Origin of the sequence: Altererythrobacter sp., assembly GCF_050299635.1 — a bacterium.
Lineage (GTDB): Bacteria > Pseudomonadota > Alphaproteobacteria > Sphingomonadales > Sphingomonadaceae > Erythrobacter.
Window position 1 is genome coordinate 36,385 of record NZ_JBNKWF010000014.1, and the last position, 19,577, is coordinate 55,961.

Sequence of the window (19,577 nt, forward strand, 5' to 3'; positions counted from 1 at the left end):
GGCTCCCGCAGATGCGGGGGCCGCCGTTCGCTTACTCTGCCGCTTCCGCTTCTTCGCCAGCGTCCTCTGCAGCGGCCAGGAAACGCTCGGCATCGAGTGCGGCCATACACCCCATGCCTGCTGCGGTCACAGCCTGGCGATAGGTGTGGTCGGTAACGTCGCCGGCGGCAAAAACGCCCGGGATCTCGGTCTTGGGCGAACCGGGTTCGGTCAGCAGGTAACCGCCCGCATCCATCGGCAGTTTGCCCTTGAACAGCTCGGTCGCAGGCGCATGTCCGATCGCAACGAAGGCGCCGTCTGCTTCCAGCGTCGATTCCTCCCCGGTCTGCGTATCCTTGAGCACCAGATGGCCAAGCGTGCCATTCTCGCCCCCTTCGAAACGCACAACCGTCTTGTTCCAAAGCGTGCTGATCTTGGGCGACTTGAACAGCCGGTCCTGCAGGATCTTTTCTGCACGCAGCTCATCGCGGCGATGGATCAGCGTCACGTCGTCCGAATGATTGGTGAGGTAGAGCGCCTCCTCGACAGCGGTATTGCCGCCACCAATCACCGCAACCTTCTTGCCGCGATAGAAGAACCCGTCGCAAGTGGCACAAGCGGAAACGCCCTTGCCACCCAGTTCCTGCTCGCCCTCGACGCCCAGCCATTTGGCTTGCGCGCCGGTCGCAATCACCAGCGTATCGCCGATATATTCATCACCGCTGTCGCCCACGGCACGGAAGGGCGAACCATTCTCCAGATCGACTTCAACGATCGTATCCCACATCATACGCGTGCCGACATGCTCGGCCTGGGCCTGCATTTGCTCCATCAGCCACGGGCCCTGGATCACGTCTGCAAAGCCGGGATAGTTTTCGACGTCGGTGGTGATCGTCAGCTGTCCGCCCGGCTGCAATCCCTGCACCACAATCGGTTCAAGCATGGCGCGTGCGCCGTAAATCGCGGCGGAATAGCCTGCCGGGCCTGAGCCGATAATCAGCATCTTGGTGCGATGGGTAGCCATGGAGTCTGTAACTTTCGCGATGTGTTGAGTTGTTAGCGCGCCTATATGGGAAGCCTGTTCGCCCTTGTCACGTTACCAGCCGCTCTCGCAAGCGGGCACGCAGCGCTTCATCCACACCTATGACCTTTTCGAGATAGGCATCGAGCGAGCCATGGTCGCGCGTGACCTCGGCCATATAGGTCTCGATATACTCGGGCCTCACGCCCAGTAGATTGTGCACGGCATCGGGATCGAGCGGCCCATAGATTGCTTCCATCCGCGGAACGGACTGACGCTGCAATATCTCCCGGTTCGGCGCATCATTGGTGAGCAGGAACTCCGCGACGATATCGTCATGGTGCACACCCAGAATATGCTGCAGCAGCGTCACCGCGATTCCGGTTCGATCCTTGCCGGCAAAGCAATGCACCAGGCTGCCGCCTTCGCGCTCTGCGATTGCGCGCAGATATCGCCCGAACATAGAAATCATCGCCGGGTTCACCGGCATCCGGGTATAGACAGCGATCATCCGCTCGAAGGCGCGTTGCGGAGTCATGCCCGCCTCCGCGGCCGCTTCATGCGGCGGCGAATTGCTGGTTTCGCCATCATGGGCGACCACTTCAGCGGCAAATCCCCCAAACCGGCGGCAGGGATAGCGCATCCGCTCGCTCTCGCCCCTGAGGTCGATCACAGTCCTGATCGCGAGCCCCTCAAGCCGCTTGAGGTCCTCATCACTCGCTTCGACATGCTGGCCCGACCGGAACAGCAGGCCCTTCTTCACACGGCTTCCGCCCGCAACTGCATAGCCGCCATAGTCGCGGAAATTGTGAATGCCTTCAGTCTTCAGGAATGTATCGCGAATCATTGCGTGGGACGGTGGCAGGCTGCCTCAGGCTTCACAACCTGGATTGGCTTTGGGATAGGCAATTCTCCCTATGCCAGGCATCACCGGGCCTTTGCCACCTCGCCTCTATTGGTACTGAAACAGTACGTCGAAAGGGGCCTGAATGTGGCGCAGATACTGATTGTAGACGATGACGATCTCATTGCGGCGCTCGCTTCCAACCTGCTCAGCGCCGCCGGCCACGCCTGCGGCTGGGTAAGCTCCGGCGAAGACGCTCTCGACCTGCTCAAATGGCGCAGTCCCGATTTGTTGCTGCTCGATCAGGATATGCCGGGAATGTCGGGGACAACGGTGTTGAGAATGCTTCGCGCTTCACCCGAACACCGCGATCTGCCTGTAATCATGTTCACGGCAGTGAACGGTCACGAAATCGAACAGAACGCACTCGTCGCGGGAGCAAATGACTTTATCAGCAAACCGCTCAACCCAGCATTGTTGGCGTTCAAGGTCGATCGCTTGTTGGAGACGCGGGCCCGCCAACTGCCGTACCGCGCATCGATTGAAGTTGGAGCCACCGCAACTATGGCAACATAATTCTGCCAGCGTCAGTTTCTGGTGGCTTCCAGATCGGCGCAAAAACGCTTGGTCCAATCCTGCACATTGTCATCTCGGATTGTCCCGATCATCGCTTCATAGCGTTCGCGCCGTTCCTTTTTTGGCATGTCGAGAGCGATGCGGATGGCATGGCTTACATCGTCCGGGCTATGAGGATTGACGAGCACGGCATCGGGCAATTGCTGCGCTGCCCCCGCAAAGCGTGAGAGGATCAGTACGCCAGGATCTTCGGGATCCTGCGCCGCGACATATTCCTTCGCCACCAGGTTCATACCGTCGCGCAGCGGCGTCACCAACCCGATCTTCGACGCGCGGAAGAACCCGAACAACTCCGGGTGCGAATAGCCACGATTGACGTAGCGGATCGGCACCAGATCGACTTCCGAGCGCGCGCCATTTATCTGGCCGGTCTTCTGCTCCAGCATGGCTCGAATATGTTGGTAGCTCTCCACATCCTCCCGGCTTGGCGGAGCGATCTGGATATAGACCAGGTCACGCACCCGGTCGGGGTGCTGGTCAAAGAAGCGCCCGATGCCGTCGATCCGCTCTGGCAGGCCCTTGGAATAATCCAGCCGGTCAACGCCGATCATAGCGGCACGATTGCGGGTCGAGGACAGCAACCGCTCCTCAGCCTGCTTCGCAGTTTCGGTTTCGCCCTGGCTCTGGAAATGCTCCCAGTCGATCCCGATCGGATAGGCCTTGGCAATAACTGTTCGCCCGTCCAGCGTGATCCTGCCGCTCGCTTCGTCGACCTCGGCACCCAGTTCCTTGCGGCAATAATGCAGGAAGCTTTCAAGCCATTCGCCGGTCTGGAATCCGATCAAATCGTATTCGAGCATCGTCTTCACCAGCCGCTCGTGAAACGGCAGCGAGACGAACAGCCGCGTGGGCGGCCAGGGAATATGGAGGAAGAAGCCGATCCGGTTCTTCAGCCCGCGCGATCGCAGTCGCTCTCCTAGTGGCAGCAGGTGATAGTCATGCACCCAGACCAGATCGTCTTCCTCGATCAGCGGAGTAACGCATTCGGCGAAGCGTTCGTTGACGCGCTCGTATCCCTTGCCGGTTTCGCGCTCATATTCCGTCAAATCGAGCCGGTAGTGAAACAGCGGCCACAGCGTCGAATTGGCATAGCCGTTGTAATATTCGTCTATGTCCCGCTCCGGGAGGTCGATAGTTGCGGTTGTGACGCCGTCATTGCGCTGCATATTGATATTGCCGGTGCGATCATCGCTTTCCTGGCCCGACCAGCCAAACCAGATTCCGCCGTAATCCTTGAGCGCCGAGTTCAACGCGCCCGCCAGCCCGCCCTGGGCCCCGGCTGCGCCGCGCGCCTTGGGCACGGCAACGCGGTTCGAGATGACTACCAGGCGTCCTATCGTACATTACTCCATGGTTTCGAAAGCAATCCGGCGCAGTTGATTACGCCGACCAGCGAATAGGTCTGCGGGAAGTTGCCCCACAATTCGTTGGTTTCGTAATCGAGATCTTCGCTGAGCAGGCCCGATTGCGTCGTATGGCTTAGCATGGTTTCGAACAGCGTGCGCGCTTCGGCATCCCTGCCCGCCAGATGCAGTGCCTCGATCAGCCAGAAGGTGCAGACGTTGAAGGCGGTTTCCGGTGCGCCGAAATCGTCCTCGGCGGCATATCGCAGCATATGGTTGCCGCGGCGCAGATGCTTCTCAACTGCAGCGAAGGTGGATTTGAACCGCTCATTCTCTGGCGAAAGAAAGCGCAGCTCCACCATCTGCAGCAGGCTGGCATCGAGATAATCGCTTTCGAAGCTGGCGCCGTAATGGCCGCCCTCCTCGCCATTTTCCACCCAGGCTTCGCGCTCGATCGTCGCGCGGATGGTATCGGCACGCTCACACCAAAGTGCCGCGCGATCCTCCACGCCAAGCCAGCTGGCAATGTTGGACAGCCTGTCGCAAGCGGCCCAGCTCATAACCGCAGAATAGGTGTGCACTTCCTGCCGCGTGCGGAACTCCCACAGGCCCGCATCGGGCTGGTTGTGCATGGCCCAGGCCATTTCGCCCACCTGTTCCAGGCTTTCAAAGTCGCGCTCGTCAGCCATGCGCAGCAGGCGCCGGTCGATGAAACCCTGCACCGTCGGTAGGACAATCTGGCCGTAGCAATCGTGCTGGACCTGCTTGTAGGCCGCATTCCCGCGCCGTACTGGCCCCATTCCGCGATAACCGGCGAGATAAGAGGCAGTTGTCTCGTCCAGCTCGCTTTCGCCCATCACCGAATAGAGCGGCTGTATCTGCCCGCCCTTGGCTGAATCCACGATGTTGCGCAGATAGGCGAGATATTTCTCCAGCACGTCCAGCGCGCCGAGCCGGTTGAGCGCGACCACCGTGTAATAGGAATCGCGGATCCAGCAGTAGCGATAGTCCCAATTTCGCTCGCTATGTGGAGCCTCTGGTATCGAAGTCGTCAGCGCGGCAACGATCGCACCAGTCTCCTCATGCTGGCACAGCTTGAGCGTGATGGCGCAGCGGATGACTTCGTCCTGCCACTCAAACGGCGTTGCGAGCCCGCGCACCCATTGCTGCCAGTATTTGCGCGTCGCCTGTTCCATGCGGCGGATTTCCTCGCGCAGATTACCCATGAAGGGCTCGTCCGGGCCGAGGAAGAAATGCGTATCCTGCTCGATCCGGAATGTGCGCGTTTCGAGGATGTAGCCGACCGGTGCATCGGTGCTTAACCGCAGCGCCTGCTGGCCGACCAGATAGCGAATGTGATTGGTGCCATTGGTGGTGTCGGCCAGTTGCGCCCCGTAATTCTTCATCGGGTGCAGCACCACACGGATGCGGGGACTTCCCGCGATAGGCCGCACGATGCGAGCGAACGCCACCGGGCGGTACATCCGGCCCTTTTCTTCATAACGCGGGCAGAAATCGAGCACTTCCACCGCGCTGCCGTCTTCTGCTTCGAGCCGAGTCACCAGAATCGGCGTGTTGCGAATATATTCCTGGCTGGCGCTGATCTGCCCCTCCAGTTCGAAGCGCCACACGCCTGCATCCTGGCTATCGCCATTGAGCAGAGCGCAGAAAACGGGATCGCCGTCCACGCGCGGAACGCAGCCCCATACAATGCTGCCTTCACTGTTCACCAGCGCGCTAACCTGGCAGTTGCCGATCGGCCAGAGTTCCAGATCGGACATTACAGGCTCAGCCATCGATATACGTCCCCCACGTTTTCAAGACGATATCGCGCCACAGTATCCGCGCGATCACCGACTAGGATTCCAAATCCGCCCAGGCGATTGCAGGCGGCAAAGCCATCTTCATCGGTGACGTCGTCGCCAATGAACACCGGCGTAACCCCCACGAAGGGTATCTGGCCAGCAAGGAGTTCGACCGCGCCACCCTTGTCGATGCCGGGCCGGACCAGTTCGATCACGCATTTGCCCGGCTTGGTCGCCAGTCCATGCTCATCGGCCAGTGTCCTCGCAAAAGCGAGCGCCTCATCCTCCAGATCGGGGCGGCTGCGATAGTGCAGCGCATCGCCATGCGTCTTGCGCTCATGCAGCAGACCGTGTTGCTGCGCGAAGGCCGACAGCGCGCTGCGCACCTCGTCAGGCATCGCTTCGGCCTCTCGCAGGGCATTCCCCGCCGCATCGAGAATATGCCCGCCATGCGATCCGGCCAGATGTATTCCCTCAAGGCCCACGAAGCTGGAGAGATTGTCGATGCTGCGCCCGGTCACGATCGCCAGCGCCCCTTCCAACCTTGCGGCCAGCGAGTTGAGCCTGGCGCCAAGGTCGCCCGGAACCTCGATGGCATCGGGTCCCTTGGCGATCTCGACCAGAGTGCCGTCGAAATCGAGAAACAGCGCCACCGCGCCCAAGCTATTGAGCGAAGGTGGAGAGGAAAGTCTGCTGCGCTGCAACATTTCCCTAGCAATAGCGGACCTTGCCCGTCGCGCAAGCGCCAGTCTCAGGGCATTCGTAGTCCTCGCCCTCAACGATCCATGAATTCCGCGCAATTCGAAGCGAGCCGTAGCCGCTCGGCCTGTGTTATGTTTCTCTGTCCAAACCACGACGGGAGAATCGAGGATTGTCCAGTCACGACACAAGTGAATGCTGGGCCATGGTCTGCGACGGACCCGGGCAGGCCCTGCGGCGCGAGGACTGCGCGGTGCCCTCGCCCGGCTATGGCGAAGTGCTGGTGAAAGTGCTCGCCTGCGGCGTCTGCCGAACGGACCTGCATGTCGTCGACGGCGATATCCCTGCCATTTATCCCATCGTTCCGGGTCACGAGATCGTCGGCGAGGTGATCGAGACTGGATCGGACGTAACGGGCATCGCGCGAGGCATGAGGATCGGTGTGCCCTGGCTTGGGCGAACCTGTGGGAAATGCGACTATTGCCGCTCGGGACAGGAGAACCTGTGCGATGATCCGATCTTCACCGGTGCGACGCGCGATGGCGGATATGCCACGCACGCGATTGCCGATGCGCAATTCTGCTTCCCCTTGCCCGAGGGCCTCAGCGACTGCGAAACCGCCCCGCTTCTTTGTGCGGGGCTGATTGGGTGGCGTGCCTATCGCATGGCTGGTGAAGGCAAACGGCTCGGGCTCTATGGCTTTGGTGCCGCCGCACATATCCTCGCGCAGGTAGCATTGGCCGATGGCAGAAGAGTCTTCGCCTTCACGCGTGAAGGCGACACCGCTTCGCAAGACTTTGCACGCGATCTCGGTTGCGAATGGGCCGGTTCGAGCAGTTCCAATCCCGGCGAAGAACTGGATGCAGCGATCATCTTCGCTCCTGTGGGCGCGCTGGTCCCTGCCGCGCTCAAGGCGGTGCGCAAGGGCGGTCGCATCATTTGCGCAGGGATCCACATGAGCGAAATTCCCGCGTTTCCCTATACCGATCTGTGGGGCGAGCGCAGCATCAAGTCCGTGGCCAATCTCACCCGCGCCGATGGCACGGGCTTCCTGACCGCCGAGCACACGGCGTCGATCAAGATGCACACGACGCAATATGCATTGGAAGACGCAAACCGGGCGCTGTCGGATTTGCGCGAAGGCCGCTTGCAAGGCGCGGCAGTGCTGGTTCCATGAGGTTGGCAATAGATGCGAGTGGGTTCCTCCCACCCATCGCATCGCAGGCCAGCACTACGCCGGAGGATGAACTCGTAATGGTTATTGTATGAGTATTGACATGACATTCGGACAAGTCATAGTCGCGCCGCAAAACTGGACGAGATGGTTGAGGATATCGGGATGATAGGCTTGAAACGGCGAACTCTGCTTGCGGGGATAGCTGGCGCAACCACGCTGGCCAGTGCTTCGCGTGCTGCCGAGGGAATCGAACTAATGCCTCCCGGCGCGGGACCCGCGCAGCCCTTCCCTCTCCATCAGGTGCGGCTCAATCCCTCGATTTTCCTGCAATCGGTTGAAACTAACAAACGCACCCTTCTGGCGCTCGATCCGGACCGGTTCCTGCACAATTTCCGCCGCTTCGCTGGGCTTGAACCCAAGGGGGAACTCTATGGCGGGTGGGAAGCAATGGGCATCGCCGGGCATAGCCTTGGCCATTATCAATCCGCGCTCAGCCTGATCTATGCCCAGACCGGGGACGAACGGTTTCGTGACCGCTCGCTCTACATCTCGCGCGAACTGGCGGCGGTCCAACAGGCGCATGGTGACGGCTATGCGGGCGCAGCGACTGTCGACCGCGATGGTAAGACGATCAGCGCCAAGGTCATCTATGACGAGATCCGTCAGGGGGACATTCGGGCATCAGGGTTCGGCCTCAACGATTGCTGGGTGCCGCTCTACACCTATCACAAGCTTCTGGCAGGGGCGCTCGATTCCCACTTCCATTGCCAGGACGCCATGGCCCTCGATGTTGCCAAGGGGCTCGCTGGCTTTCTTGGCGATTTGGTTGATGGGCTCTCCGATGATCAGGTCCAGGATATCCTCCAGTCCGAACATGGCGGCATCAACGAGAGCTATGCCGAGCTCTATGCGCGCACCGGGGATCAACGATGGCTACGGATCGCAGACCGGCTGCGCCACCGCGCGGTGCTCGATCCGCTCGCTGCACAGCATGATGAGCTGAACGGCAAGCACGCCAACACCCAGATTCCCAAGCTGATCGGGCTGGCGCGGATCTATGAAGTCGCCCCCACGCCTCAGCACCGCCACGACTGTGCTGGCGCGGCGATGTTCTTCTGGGACACGGTGACGCAAAATCACAGCTATGTGATTGGCGGCAATTCGGACCACGAACATTTCGGCGAACCCCGAAAATTATCGGGTCGGCTCGGCCAGGAGACCTGCGAGGCATGTAACAGCTACAACATGCTGAAGCTGACCCGCCACCTCTATGGCTGGACCGGAGACGCACGCTATTTCGACTTTTACGAACGCACACATCTCAATCACATCATGTCCCAGCAGCATCCCGAAACGGGGATGTTCAGTTACTTCACGCCGCTCGCCTCAGGCTTCGGCCGGGTCCGCTCCACCCTGGGCGATTCGTTCTGGTGTTGCGTCGGTTCGGGCATGGAAAGCAATTCCAAGCACGGCGATAGTATTTGGTGGCGCAGGGGCGAACGGGTGCTGGTCAACCTGTTCTATCCCTCGACACTCGACTGGACAGAAAAAGGTGTCCGGCTGGAGATGGAAACGGGTTTTCCGATGCAGGAGACGATCCGCCTGCGCGTCGCCAAGGCGCGAGAAGGAGTCGATCTGGGCATGCGCATACCCGGCTGGGCCAGCGCTCCGAAGATCAAAGTCAACGGGGACGCACGCCGGGCGAAGATCGTCGATCGCTACCTGATGCTTGACGGGCTGGCGGCGGAAGACGTGATCGAGCTGACGCTGCCAATGGCACTTCACCACGAGGTGATGCCGGACAATGACCGGATCCAGGCCTATCTATACGGACCTTTGGTACTCGCTGCGGAAATGGGAACGGCCGACGAGCCTCGCAACATGGCTTTCGATCCGGTTATCGTCGCTGCCAACGCTGGCGGGGCTCTGCGCCAGATCGATGATGGCCCGGCATTCGCGCTTTCCGGCTTCAGCCGCCCCCAGGACCTGGTGCTCAAGCCTTTCTTCAACCGCCACGACATGCGCACTGCCGTATATTTCCGCCGCTTCACGCCGGAGGAATGGCCGATGGCTGAGGCCCAATATCTGGCCGAGGCCCGGGAACAGGCAGAAGCGCGAGCACGCACTATCGATATCATTCGCCTGGGCGAGATGCAGCCCGAACGCGATCACGCCTTCTCTGGCACCCCGAACACCATGCCCTATGCCAATATCGCCGAACGTGGGCGGAACGTGGCCAAGGGCTTCTTTGAATTCAAACTCGCGACAAAGCCCGGCCCCGTTGAGTTGCGGGTGGTTTACAGCGGCAATGCCCGCAACCGCGACTTCGCGATCCTCGTGAATGGCCAGCGGCTGACCAGGGAAAGACTCTCCGGCGAGCCCACCGTCCAGCACAATGTCATCAGCTATCCGATCCCGGCAGGCCTGCTGGCCGGGGATACGATGACCGTCCGCTTTGAAGCGGACAGCGACCAATGGGTCACAGTGTATGAATGCCGCACCCTGGGTACGGAACAAGTTGAAACCTGACACCGGGGCCGTCGTCCCCGGGAAAATTTGACCTCAACAAGGTGAACGAAAATGATCCTGAAGAAACTTATGTTAACTGTTGGTAGCCTGGCCCTGGCCACCAGCCCTGCCATGGCGCAAAAATTCCCTGACGTCGCCAAGACGCCGCCGATGGGTTGGAACAGCTGGAACCATTACGGCTGCAACGTCGATGAAGATTTGATCCGCAAGACTGCCGACGCCATGGTCGCGAATGGCATGCGCGATGCCGGTTACGTCTATGTCAACATCGATGACTGCTGGCAGGGCGAGCGCGACGAGAACGGATTCATCCAGCCCGATCCCTCGCGTTTCCCCTCAGGAATGAAGGCCCTGGCCGATTACGTCCATGCTCGCGGCCTGAAGTTCGGCATTTATTCCGATGCCGGATCAGCGACCTGTGGCGGCCGGGCCGGTAGCCAGGGGTACGAATATCAGGACGCAATTCAATACGCGCGTTGGGGCGTCGACTATCTCAAATATGATTGGTGCAACACTGGCGAGGGACCCGCTCAGCGTAACCCGCGCGAGGCCTATGCCACAATGCGTGACGCGCTTTACAAGGCCGGACGGCCAGTGGTGTTTTCGATCTGTGAATGGGGTGACAACAAGCCGTGGGAATGGGCGCAGGACGTCGGCCATCTGTGGCGTACGACCGGCGACATCACGAATTGCTGGTCCTGTCAGCTTGGTCACGGCACCTGGTACAGCCTGGGCATACTCGAGATTCTCGACAAGCAGGCGGAACTGCGCAACGTGGCTGGTCCGGGGCACTGGAACGATCCCGACATGATGGAAGTCGGCAATCTTCCGAGCCTGGCGGAAAATCGCTCGCATTTTGCAATGTGGGCGATGCTCGCTGCGCCGCTGATCGCAGGGACCGATGTTGTCGGAATGAAACCGGAGATTGCCGAAATCCTGAACAGCCCGCACATTATCGCTATCGATCAGGACCCGCTGGGCATCCAGGGCTTCCCCTGGATGAAGACTCCTGAACTTGAAGTCTGGGCCCGACCTCTTTCGGAAGATCGCTGGGCGGTTGCCGTTCTCAACCGCAGCTCTGTTGCCCGCACCCATGCGATCGATTGGAAGGCAGAGCCGCTCAGCGACGGTCTGTCGCAGCGTTCGGCCAAGCTGAACGAACGCAAGATGCAGATCATGGATGCCTGGACCGGCAAGGTGCGCGGCGACACCGGGACCGAACTGAAAGTGTCGGTAGGCCCGCGCGATACTGCCGTGTTTATCCTGGAACCGAAGAAGTAACCGCAACCTACTTGTCATGCATAGGGAAAAGGCGGTGCCGGGTGGCGCCGCCTTTCTCATTTTTGCGATAGTTTCGATGAACCGGGCGGCACGCCCTATCTCGCCGGGCAGAAACCTTGTCAGCTCAAGGCTGGCTGTCCGAAGAGCTCTTTATCGACCCGTATGTGCCATCACCGACGACAAGGGCGCGACCCAAATCTTGTCCTCATTGGCTTTGAGATAGGCGAGCAGTTCGGCATGTGCCTTTGCGTTGACCTTCAAATAGTCTCCGCCAACTCCGTGAAAGCCCAGGACCACCAATCCGCCGCTTTCTGACGCCTTTTCGACCGCCGCGATCATGTCGGCACCGGTTGCCTTCTCATCGAACCAGGTGGCCGGAAGATCCATCGGATCGAGCTCGGTCTCGCCCGCCCACCAGGCGCCCCGGTGGTATTGGACAATATTGCTCTCGCGCAGTGCCGGAAGGTAATCGACGCCACCCGCCAGATGCTGGCCGCAAGGCGTGGCATATCCGTGCCGGGCTTTGCCATCGATCGCAGACAGCAGATTGTTCATCATCTGGATCTCTTCGAGCATCATCTCGACGTCATAGGAATCGCTGCTGCCCAACTTTCGGCCTTCGGCGTTGTCTCCTTGCAAACAAGCGTGCCGCAACGTGTGGTTGGCCAGTTCGTGGCCCTCTTGCGATGCTGCGCGCCAGCGTTCGATCTGATCGGGTCCCAGTTGTTTGCCGATCAGGAAGAATGTGCCCTTCAATCCGACCTTGTCGAGCGCCGGAATGGCGATGTCGAGATGCGACGGGAGAGAATCGTCATATGTCAGAACCACGGCAGTTTTCCTGCCGTCCGGCCATGGGCCCCCTTCAACCTGCGCCTGAACCTGGACCGCGCACAGGGCGGTTCCCAGCAGGATTGAACCGATCCGCAATAATGGTCGCATAGCTAACCTCTCGTTGAGTGAGTGATCGAAAGGACTTGTCGCCCCGCCTTCCCCTCAGTGATTGTCCCGTGGCAGGCCCTTGGACTGGGCAATACGTTGATATTTCTCCGCGCCCTCAAGGATCATGCCACGGCCCATGTCACCCACCAGCGAACGCTGGATTTCCTGCCACGGGGTCTGGCTGGCGGGATAGGCGTAACCGCCCGCGGCCTCCAGCGCGGCCTTGCGCTCGGCCAGTTCAGCGTCGTCGATCAGAACGTCTACCGTGCCCCTGCGCAGGTCGATGCGAACCCGATCGCCGGTCTTGAGCAGCGCCAGCCCACCATTTGCTGCTGCTTCGGGGCTGGCATTGAGGATAGACGGGCTACCTGAAGTTCCCGACTGCCGCCCATCGCCGATACACGGCAAGGCGCTGACACCTTCGCGAAGCAGATAGGACGGCGCGCGCATGTTGACCACTTCGGCCGCGCCGGGATGGCCTATCGGACCTGCTCCGCGCATTACCAGCAATGTCCTGGCTGTAATCCCGGTAGCGGGATCATCGATCCGCGCATGGAAATCCTCCGGCCCATCGAATACGACCACCGGGCCTTCGAAGGCATCGGGATCATCGGGATCGGAAAGATATCGTTCACGGAATTCCGGACCGATCACGCTGGTCTTCATTACTGCGCTGTCGAACAGGTTGCCGGTAAGGACGGTAAGACCCGCGTTTTCGACCAATGGCTTGTCGAAAGGACGGATTACCCTTTCGTCTTCGATCCCTGCTTCGCGGCAATTTTCGCCGATGGTCTTGCCATTGGCCGTCATTGCATGCTCGGCGATCAGGTTCTGGCCCATCAGCTGGTTGACCACAGCTGGCACGCCGCCAGCCCGATAGTAATCCTCGCCCAGATATTCGCCAGCAGGCTGAAGATTGACGAGCATCGGCACCGAGAACCCATGCTCCTGCCAATCGCAGATATCCAGATCGACCCCCATATGGCGAGCGATTGCTGCGAGGTGGATCGGGGCATTGGTACTGCCGCCAATCGCCGAATTGACCTTGATCGCATTCAGGAATGCGTCCCGGGTCATGATGTCTGACGGCTTGAGATCTTCGCGCACCATGTCGACGATCCGCTTGCCGGTGAGATAGGCGTTCTCCTGACGGTCGCGATAGGGCGCGGGAATCGCGGCACTGCCGGGCATGCTCATACCCAGCGCCTCGGCCAGCGAGTTCATCGTGGTCGCCGTACCCATGGTGTTGCAATAGCCGGTCGACGGGGCCGACGAGGCCACCAGGCGAATAAACTCGGCATCGTCGATTTCGCCACGACTCAGCATTTCGCGCGCTTTCCACACGATCGTGCCGCTGCCAGTCCGCTCGCCGCGATGCCAGCCATTCAGCATAGGCCCCACTGACAAGGCGATCGCCGGGATATTGACCGTTGCCGCCGCCATCAGAGCTGCCGGGGTGGTCTTGTCACATCCGATCGTCAGGACAACGCCATCCAGCGGATAGCCATAGAGCACCTCGACCAGGCCAAGATATGAGAGGTTTCGATCAAGTCCGGCCGTGGGCCGCTTGCCGGTTTCCTGGATCGGGTGAACCGGAAACTCGATCAGAACCCCGCCCGCTTCGCGCACGCCTTCGCGCACGCGCTCCGCCAGGACCAGATGGTGCCGGTTGCACGGCGAGAGGTCACTGCCGGTTTGCGCGATACCGATGATCGGCTTGCCAGAACGCAGTTCGTCCAGACTGAGCCCGAAGTTGAGGTAGCGCTCAAGATAGAGCGCCGTCATGTCGATATTGTCGGGATTATCGAACCATGCGGCAGAACGAAGCTTCTTGCTCATTTACTCACCGACACCCGATAGATCATTGTATGTGAATAGGGCTTGCCCGGTTCGACCCGCGCCGAACCGAAGGCCGGCTGATTGGGTGTGTCGGGGAACTTCTGCGGCTCGAGCGCAATGCCGTCTCCCATCCGGTAGATGCTTTGGCCCTTGCCCAGCACCGTGCCATCGAGGAAGTTTCCGGTATAAAGCTGGACACCCGGCTCGGTCGAAAGCACTTCGACCACCCGGCCGGAACCCGGATCCTCCAGCCGCGCGACCAGTTTGGGCTTGGCAGTAAGGCCTGTGTCGATCACGAAATTGTGGTCATACCCGCGGCCGATCACTAGCTGCGGATCGTGTCCATCGCGAAGCGAGCGGCCAATGGTGCGTCCGGCGCGAAAATCGAACGGAGTGCCTTCAACGCTGCGCAGTTCGCCGGTCGGGATCAGGGCATCATTCACGGGGGTATAGCGCGAAGCCGGAATGGTCAGCACGTGATCCATCGCATCGCGTGGTCCGCCCTGACCAGCGAGGTTGAACAGCGCATGATTGGTCATGTTCACGATCGTGGGTTTCGTCGTCGTGGCGCTGAATGAAATCGCCAGATTGCCCGCTTCGTCGAGCGAATAGACCACCTTGCTGTGAAGTTCGCCAGGATAGCCGGCGTCGCCATCGGGGCTGACCAGGCTCAGTGTTACTGACGCGACAGGGCCGGACTTTACGCTTTCGACCGTCCAAAGCTGCGAGTCGAAGCCCTTACCGCCGCCGTGCAGGCTATTCGTCTTGTCATTGAGAGGAAGCGAATAGGTTGTGCCATCAAGGGTAAACTTGCCGCCAGCGATACGGTTTGCGTAGCGCCCGACGGTAACCCCGAGGAATGTCTGCTTTGCTTCATAGGCTGGAGCATCTGGCAGGCCCAACACGACATCGGCAAAACAACCCTGGCGATCCGGCGCCTTCAGGCTCTGCAGGGTTGCGCCAAAGGCCAGGATACGCGCGGTTATCCCCTCCGAGTTCTTGAGAACAATCGCATCGGTCTTTCGGCCATCTGCAAGTGTTCCACCATCTTCTCGTTCAGCGGTCGCAGCGCTCGCGCCAGTTGAAACCAGTGTAACCAAGGCAGCAGCAAGCAAACCCTTCATCATCCCCAATACCTCTCGCCATGTTGGCCGACTTCGCCTCTCATCCACTGAATGGCTGAGAAGCCGGTCGCCAGCTCATCAATCAGAAGTCTCTAACTCAGACAATTTCTCCGTCTAGTCTGAAAATGTGGTATTGAGCAAGCAAAGAGTGGAATAAGCACGCTGCTCAGCTGCAGATCTCAGGGGAAAACTGGGTACCTGAAATGGAGCTGGAAAACGGGAACAATCCTGACCGACCCGCAATGATCGCGATCCCGAGCCAGTTGACCGGGACTGCGTGCACCTTATACTCACACAAAAGATTGCCATTGGGAGTAGGCGAAATGAGGGGTGTTTTCGTGTGGGCCGAAAAGCCGGGAATCGTAGCGTGAAACTGGCTCGCCGGATGGTACTTGCTTCAGGCTTTGCGCTCGCGACAATACCCGCCATTGCGCAAGCTGGCACAGCTCACAGCCCTGAGATTCTCGAATTATGGCCCGGCCCTCCTCCGGGCCTGAATCCCGATATTCCGATTGAGCGCAGGGTTGACGATCAATCGCGTGATCCCGGCGTATACGACCGCTGGATACGAGGCATCGCCAGACCAATGCTTGAGGTCTGGCGCCCCGCCAAACCGAATGGCGCCGCGATGCTGATCGTCCCTGGCGGTGGTTACGGCTTCCTGTCCTACGACAACGAAGGCGTCAGCCAGGCGCAATGGCTCAATGCACGGGGAATTACCGCATTCATTCTGTTCTACCGCCTGCCCGGCGAAGGCTGGCAGAACCGCGAAGTTGTGCCGCTGCAAGATGCCCAGCGCGCCATGCGCCTGATCCGCAGCAAAGCGACAGATTTCGGTATCGACACCAAGCGCGTGGGTGTGCTCGGATTTTCCGCGGGAGGCCACCTCGCTGGCTCGCTTGCGACACGCCACGCCGAAGTGGTCTATGAATCCATCGATGCTGCAGACAGCCTTTCGGCCCGACCGGATATTGCTGGATTGATCTACCCCGTCATCAGCCTTGAAGCCGATTTCACGCATGGGGGCACGCGCGACAACCTTCTGGGGACAGGGGCAACGCCGGAGGCAAAGAGGGCAGCTTCGGTAAACCGCCGGGTCACAAGCGAAACCCCGCCGGTCTTTCTGCTTCACGCAAATGATGACGGCGCCGTACCGGTGGCAAACAGCATCGCAATGTATGAAGCGATGCAAGCGGACAAGCTGCCTGTGGCGCTGCACATCTTTGAAGCCGGTGGCCACGGCTTCGGCGTTCGTCTGCCAGCCAACCTGCCTGCATCCAAATGGCCTGAACTATTCGCGGCCTTTGCAGCCGGCCACGGACTGATCCAGCCTCCAGCGGAATAGCTGCAAGTTGCCTCTCGTTACTGCCATGAACCGGCAGGCATCTCTCAAGGGAATGTACTCAAGCAAATGAAACGCCGCGAATTCCTGGCCTCGATCGGCGGTGCAGCGGCGGTTGCACCAATTACGCAAGTTAGTGCGCGTATTGTCGACGATCCTGTCGGACCTGATCTACCTATGCCGCCTTCGCGCGACAGCCTGCCCTTCCGGTCCGAACCTGAAGAACCCGGCCGCCTGCTGCTGGATCAGGCCTGGCAGTTTCACCAGGGAGACATACCGTTTCCGAAGATCAAGGGCCATGGCTGGAGCTATGCCAACGCTAAGGCCGGGCAAGCTCAGGGAGCAGCGGCGGTCAATTTCGACGATTCGGACTGGCCGCTCGTCAACCTGCCGCATGACTGGGCCGTCGATATGCCGTTCGACCCCGACGCCAATCCCTCGCAGGGCTACCGCCAGCGCGGCTATGCCTGGTACCGGCGATCTTTGCGGCTCGACCCGGCGGATCGCGGCAAATACCTTGAACTACAGTTTGGCGCGATCGCGACCAACGCGACGGTTTGGGTCAACGGCTCGGTCGCCGCCCACAATTGGAGCGGATATAATTCCATCTATATCGACCTGACCCCGACGGCGCGTTTCGGCGATGATCTCAACACCATCGCGATCCGGGTCGATGCGGAGAAGATGGAAGGTTGGTGGTACGAAGGTGCGGGCCTCTACCGCCACGCCTCGCTCGCCAAACGCCCTGCGGTGCATATCCAGACCGATGGCGTCCATGCCGACCCTCGGCGCGGCGACGATGGTCGCTGGACAGTGCCGATCACCGCTTCACTGGCAAGTATCCTCGAGAGAGAGTCAACCGCCACGCTCAGCGCGGTATTAAGCGATGCCGAAGGGCGCACAGTCGCCAGTGGTGCGATCGAAGCCACGGTTCCACCATTAGGCAATGCCGAGGCGAGGCTCGAGTTGGCGGTGCCCTCCCCCCGCCTCTGGTCCGTCGACGATCCCAACCTCTACACGCTGCGGCTAAGCCTTGCTCGACCAGACGAAGCGGAAGACCGGCGTGTGCTGCGGATCGGCTTCCGCACCTTTCGATTCGATGCAGAGAAAGGCTTCTTTCTCAACGGCCAGCCCCTCAAGATAAAGGGAACCTGCAATCACCAGGACCACGCCGGGGTCGGGGTCGCGATTCCCGATGCGCTTTGGGAGTGGAGAATCCGCAGGCTCAAGGACATGGGCTCCAACGCGATCCGCTGTTCGCACAACGCGCCGCCAGTGGAACTGCTCGATGCCTGCGACCGACTGGGCATGTTGGTCATGGACGAAAACCGCAATTTCAACACCAGCCCTGATTACATCGAGCAACTGCGCTGGCTGGTACGGCGCGACCGCAACCGGCCTAGCGTGATCATGTGGTCGGTGTTCAACGAAGAACCAATGCAAGGCAGCGAGGCCGGCTATGAAATGGTCCGCCGCATGGCCAGCGAGGTGAAGGCGCTCGACTCAAGCCGCCCCGTCACCGCCGCGATGAATTCCGGCCTTTTCGCACCCAAGAACGTCAGCCAGGCGGTCGATGTGGTCGGCTTCAATTACCAGCCGGACCTCTATGACCGGTTTCATGCGGTGCATCCGGATGTGCCGATCACCAGTTCGGAAGACACCAGCGCCTTCATGACACGCGGCGCATTCGAAAGCGACCCGGCCAAGCAAGTCTTCGCTTCCTATGACGATGAGCGTTCAAGCTGGGGCAATACCCACCGCGAGGCGTGGAAGGCGGTGGCGACAAGGCCGTTCGTGGCGGGCGCATTCGTCTGGACCGGCTTCGATTATCGCGGTGAGCCCAGCCCCTATGAATGGCCTTCGGCATCCAGCTTTTTCGGGATCATGGATCTGTGCGGTTTTCCCAAGACCGCATACTGGCTGCACCGTGCCCAATGGATCGACGACCGGCCACTGCTCGACCTTGCCCCCCATTGGAACTGGGCCGGACGCGAAGGCGAACTGATTACGGTGATGGCCATGACCAATGTCGAACGGGTTGCCCTGTTCCTCAACGGGCGGCCTATGGGTGACAAGTCGGTCGATCGGTTCGAGATGCCGCGCTGGCAGGTTCCCTGGGAGCCGGGCCGACTTGAAGCAGTGGGCTATCGCGCCGGGCACGAGGTTGCTCGTGCCCTGGTCGAGACTACCGGCGCGCCCGTTGCCCTGCGCCTTACGCCCGACCGGATTGTGATGGCCGGTGACGGCGAGGATGCCCAGCCGATCACCGTCGATGCGATCGACGCCCGCGGCCGCCACGTCCCAACCGCACAGCTTCCTGTGAATTTTAAGATCTCAGGCGGCGAGATCATCGGCCTGGGCAATGGCAATCCCAACAGCCATGAGCCTGAGAAGGGTGACAGCCGCAAGCTCTTCAACGGGCTGGCGCAGTTGATCGTGCGGGCCGATCCCGGCGCAGGGCCGCTTCGTATTACTGCGCAGGCTGAGGAGTTGAAGCCCGGACAGTCGACCATTCGGCGCCTTGCCGCCAGCCCTAGGGCGCAGGTTCCGCCAACTCCTTCGGTGCAGATTCTTGAAGGCTGGAGGCAATCCCCTGCCAGCCGGGACAAACCGGATCCGATGCGCAAGCCAGTCGATTCCGACATGAACAGCTGGCTGTGGCTTGGCACGGGACAGATCGAAGCAGCGCAGGGTGAAGGCAACTGGATCTCGCTCCGCGCCACCTTCGTCGCCCGGCGACACGTTCAGACAAATGGTGGAACCCTGCGCTTCGGCGGGATTGTCGGGCGCGCCGAGATCTGGCTGGACGGACGCAAGGTTGCGGCAAAGCCGGAATTCGCGGAAGCGCCGCTGGAACTGGCCCTGCCAGCGGGCGAGGAGGAACATGTGGTTACGCTGCTCGTGGAAAGCCGGCCCGGTCTTGTCGGGGGGCTTTCGCGACCGGCCACCGTCGGCGCCAGGTAATGATGGTCCTAAAAGAAACAGAAGCCGTCCGCCTCCGTTGAGGCGAACGGCTTCC

Annotated in this window: 14 protein-coding genes; 6 read left to right on the forward strand and 8 right to left on the reverse strand. The window is 60.5% G+C overall.

All coding sequences use genetic code 11. The features are described 5' to 3' along the window. Positions 1-31 precede the first annotated feature (31 nt). Positions 32-1,003, reverse strand: a complete 972-nt coding sequence (gene trxB / locus ACQY6C_RS09130; RefSeq protein ID WP_427967875.1) for a thioredoxin-disulfide reductase — start codon at positions 1,001-1,003, stop codon at positions 32-34. A gap of 67 nt (positions 1,004-1,070) precedes the next feature. Further along, positions 1,071-1,847: a tyrosine-protein phosphatase gene (locus ACQY6C_RS09135; protein WP_427967878.1), complete on the reverse strand. Its 777-nt coding sequence runs from the start codon at positions 1,845-1,847 to the stop codon at positions 1,071-1,073. A 144-nt stretch (positions 1,848-1,991) separates the two neighbouring features. On the opposite strand from ACQY6C_RS09135, the gene ACQY6C_RS09140 reads away from it, so the two are divergent. Next, positions 1,992-2,420 (forward strand): response regulator, encoded by a 429-nt coding sequence (locus ACQY6C_RS09140; protein ID WP_427967880.1) that lies wholly within the window; start codon positions 1,992-1,994, stop codon positions 2,418-2,420. 11 nt (positions 2,421-2,431) lie between these two features. Here the strand turns inward: ACQY6C_RS09140 and ACQY6C_RS09145 are convergent, their stop codons facing one another. The 3 genes from ACQY6C_RS09145 to otsB are packed head-to-tail and all read right to left on the reverse strand — an operon-like array spanning position 2,432 to position 6,335. Continuing rightward, the gene (locus ACQY6C_RS09145) at positions 2,432-3,817 is read right to left on the reverse strand and encodes an alpha,alpha-trehalose-phosphate synthase (UDP-forming) (RefSeq protein WP_427967963.1); all 1,386 of its coding nucleotides are present in this window, start codon (positions 3,815-3,817) and stop codon (positions 2,432-2,434) included. Next, positions 3,814-5,604 carry a glycoside hydrolase family 15 protein gene (locus ACQY6C_RS09150; RefSeq protein ID WP_427967966.1) on the reverse strand — a complete coding sequence of 597 codons (1,791 nt, stop codon included), beginning with the start codon at positions 5,602-5,604 and terminating at the stop codon, positions 3,814-3,816. Before ACQY6C_RS09150 ends, ACQY6C_RS09145 begins: the two co-directional genes overlap by 4 nt. Then, positions 5,604-6,335, reverse strand: coding sequence for a trehalose-phosphatase (otsB, locus tag ACQY6C_RS09155; RefSeq protein WP_427967883.1), 732 nt, complete (start codon positions 6,333-6,335; stop codon positions 5,604-5,606). The genes ACQY6C_RS09150 and otsB overlap by 1 nt, the downstream gene beginning before the upstream one ends. A gap of 164 nt (positions 6,336-6,499) precedes the next feature. On the opposite strand from otsB, the gene ACQY6C_RS09160 reads away from it, so the two are divergent. The 3 genes from ACQY6C_RS09160 to ACQY6C_RS09170 all read left to right on the forward strand — a co-directional run bounded on the left by ACQY6C_RS09160 (position 6,500) and on the right by ACQY6C_RS09170 (position 11,314). Then, positions 6,500-7,504, forward strand: a complete 1,005-nt coding sequence (locus ACQY6C_RS09160; RefSeq protein WP_427967886.1) for a zinc-dependent alcohol dehydrogenase family protein — start codon at positions 6,500-6,502, stop codon at positions 7,502-7,504. A 162-nt stretch (positions 7,505-7,666) separates the two neighbouring features. Further along, a complete protein-coding gene (locus ACQY6C_RS09165) occupies positions 7,667-10,033 on the forward strand; it encodes a beta-L-arabinofuranosidase domain-containing protein (RefSeq protein WP_427967889.1) in 2,367 nt (788 codons plus the stop codon). A 51-nt stretch (positions 10,034-10,084) separates the two neighbouring features. Continuing rightward, entirely contained in the window at positions 10,085-11,314 is a 1,230-nt protein-coding gene (locus ACQY6C_RS09170; protein WP_427967892.1) for a glycoside hydrolase family 27 protein, read from the forward strand. A gap of 150 nt (positions 11,315-11,464) precedes the next feature. Here the strand turns inward: ACQY6C_RS09170 and ACQY6C_RS09175 are convergent, their stop codons facing one another. The 3 genes from ACQY6C_RS09175 to ACQY6C_RS09185 are packed head-to-tail and all read right to left on the reverse strand — an operon-like array spanning position 11,465 to position 15,219. Next, positions 11,465-12,253 (reverse strand): polysaccharide deacetylase family protein, encoded by a 789-nt coding sequence (locus ACQY6C_RS09175; RefSeq protein ID WP_427967895.1) that lies wholly within the window; start codon positions 12,251-12,253, stop codon positions 11,465-11,467. A 54-nt stretch (positions 12,254-12,307) separates the two neighbouring features. Beyond that, complete coding sequence (locus ACQY6C_RS09180) at positions 12,308-14,092, reverse strand: IlvD/Edd family dehydratase (RefSeq protein WP_427967898.1); 1,785 nt, start codon at positions 14,090-14,092, stop codon at positions 12,308-12,310. Continuing rightward, positions 14,089-15,219, reverse strand: a complete 1,131-nt coding sequence (locus tag ACQY6C_RS09185) for an aldose epimerase family protein (RefSeq protein WP_427967901.1) — start codon at positions 15,217-15,219, stop codon at positions 14,089-14,091. The genes ACQY6C_RS09180 and ACQY6C_RS09185 overlap by 4 nt, the downstream gene beginning before the upstream one ends. A 382-nt stretch (positions 15,220-15,601) precedes the next feature. Here ACQY6C_RS09185 and ACQY6C_RS09190 point away from each other — a divergent pair, with 382 nt between their 5' ends. Both ACQY6C_RS09190 and galA read left to right on the forward strand, forming a co-directional pair. Next, a complete protein-coding gene (locus tag ACQY6C_RS09190) occupies positions 15,602-16,561 on the forward strand; it encodes an alpha/beta hydrolase (protein ID WP_427967969.1) in 960 nt (319 codons plus the stop codon). A 66-nt stretch (positions 16,562-16,627) separates the two neighbouring features. Beyond that, complete coding sequence (galA, locus tag ACQY6C_RS09195; RefSeq protein ID WP_427967904.1) at positions 16,628-19,522, forward strand: beta-galactosidase GalA; 2,895 nt, start codon at positions 16,628-16,630, stop codon at positions 19,520-19,522. The last annotated feature ends 55 nt before the right edge of the window (positions 19,523-19,577 follow it).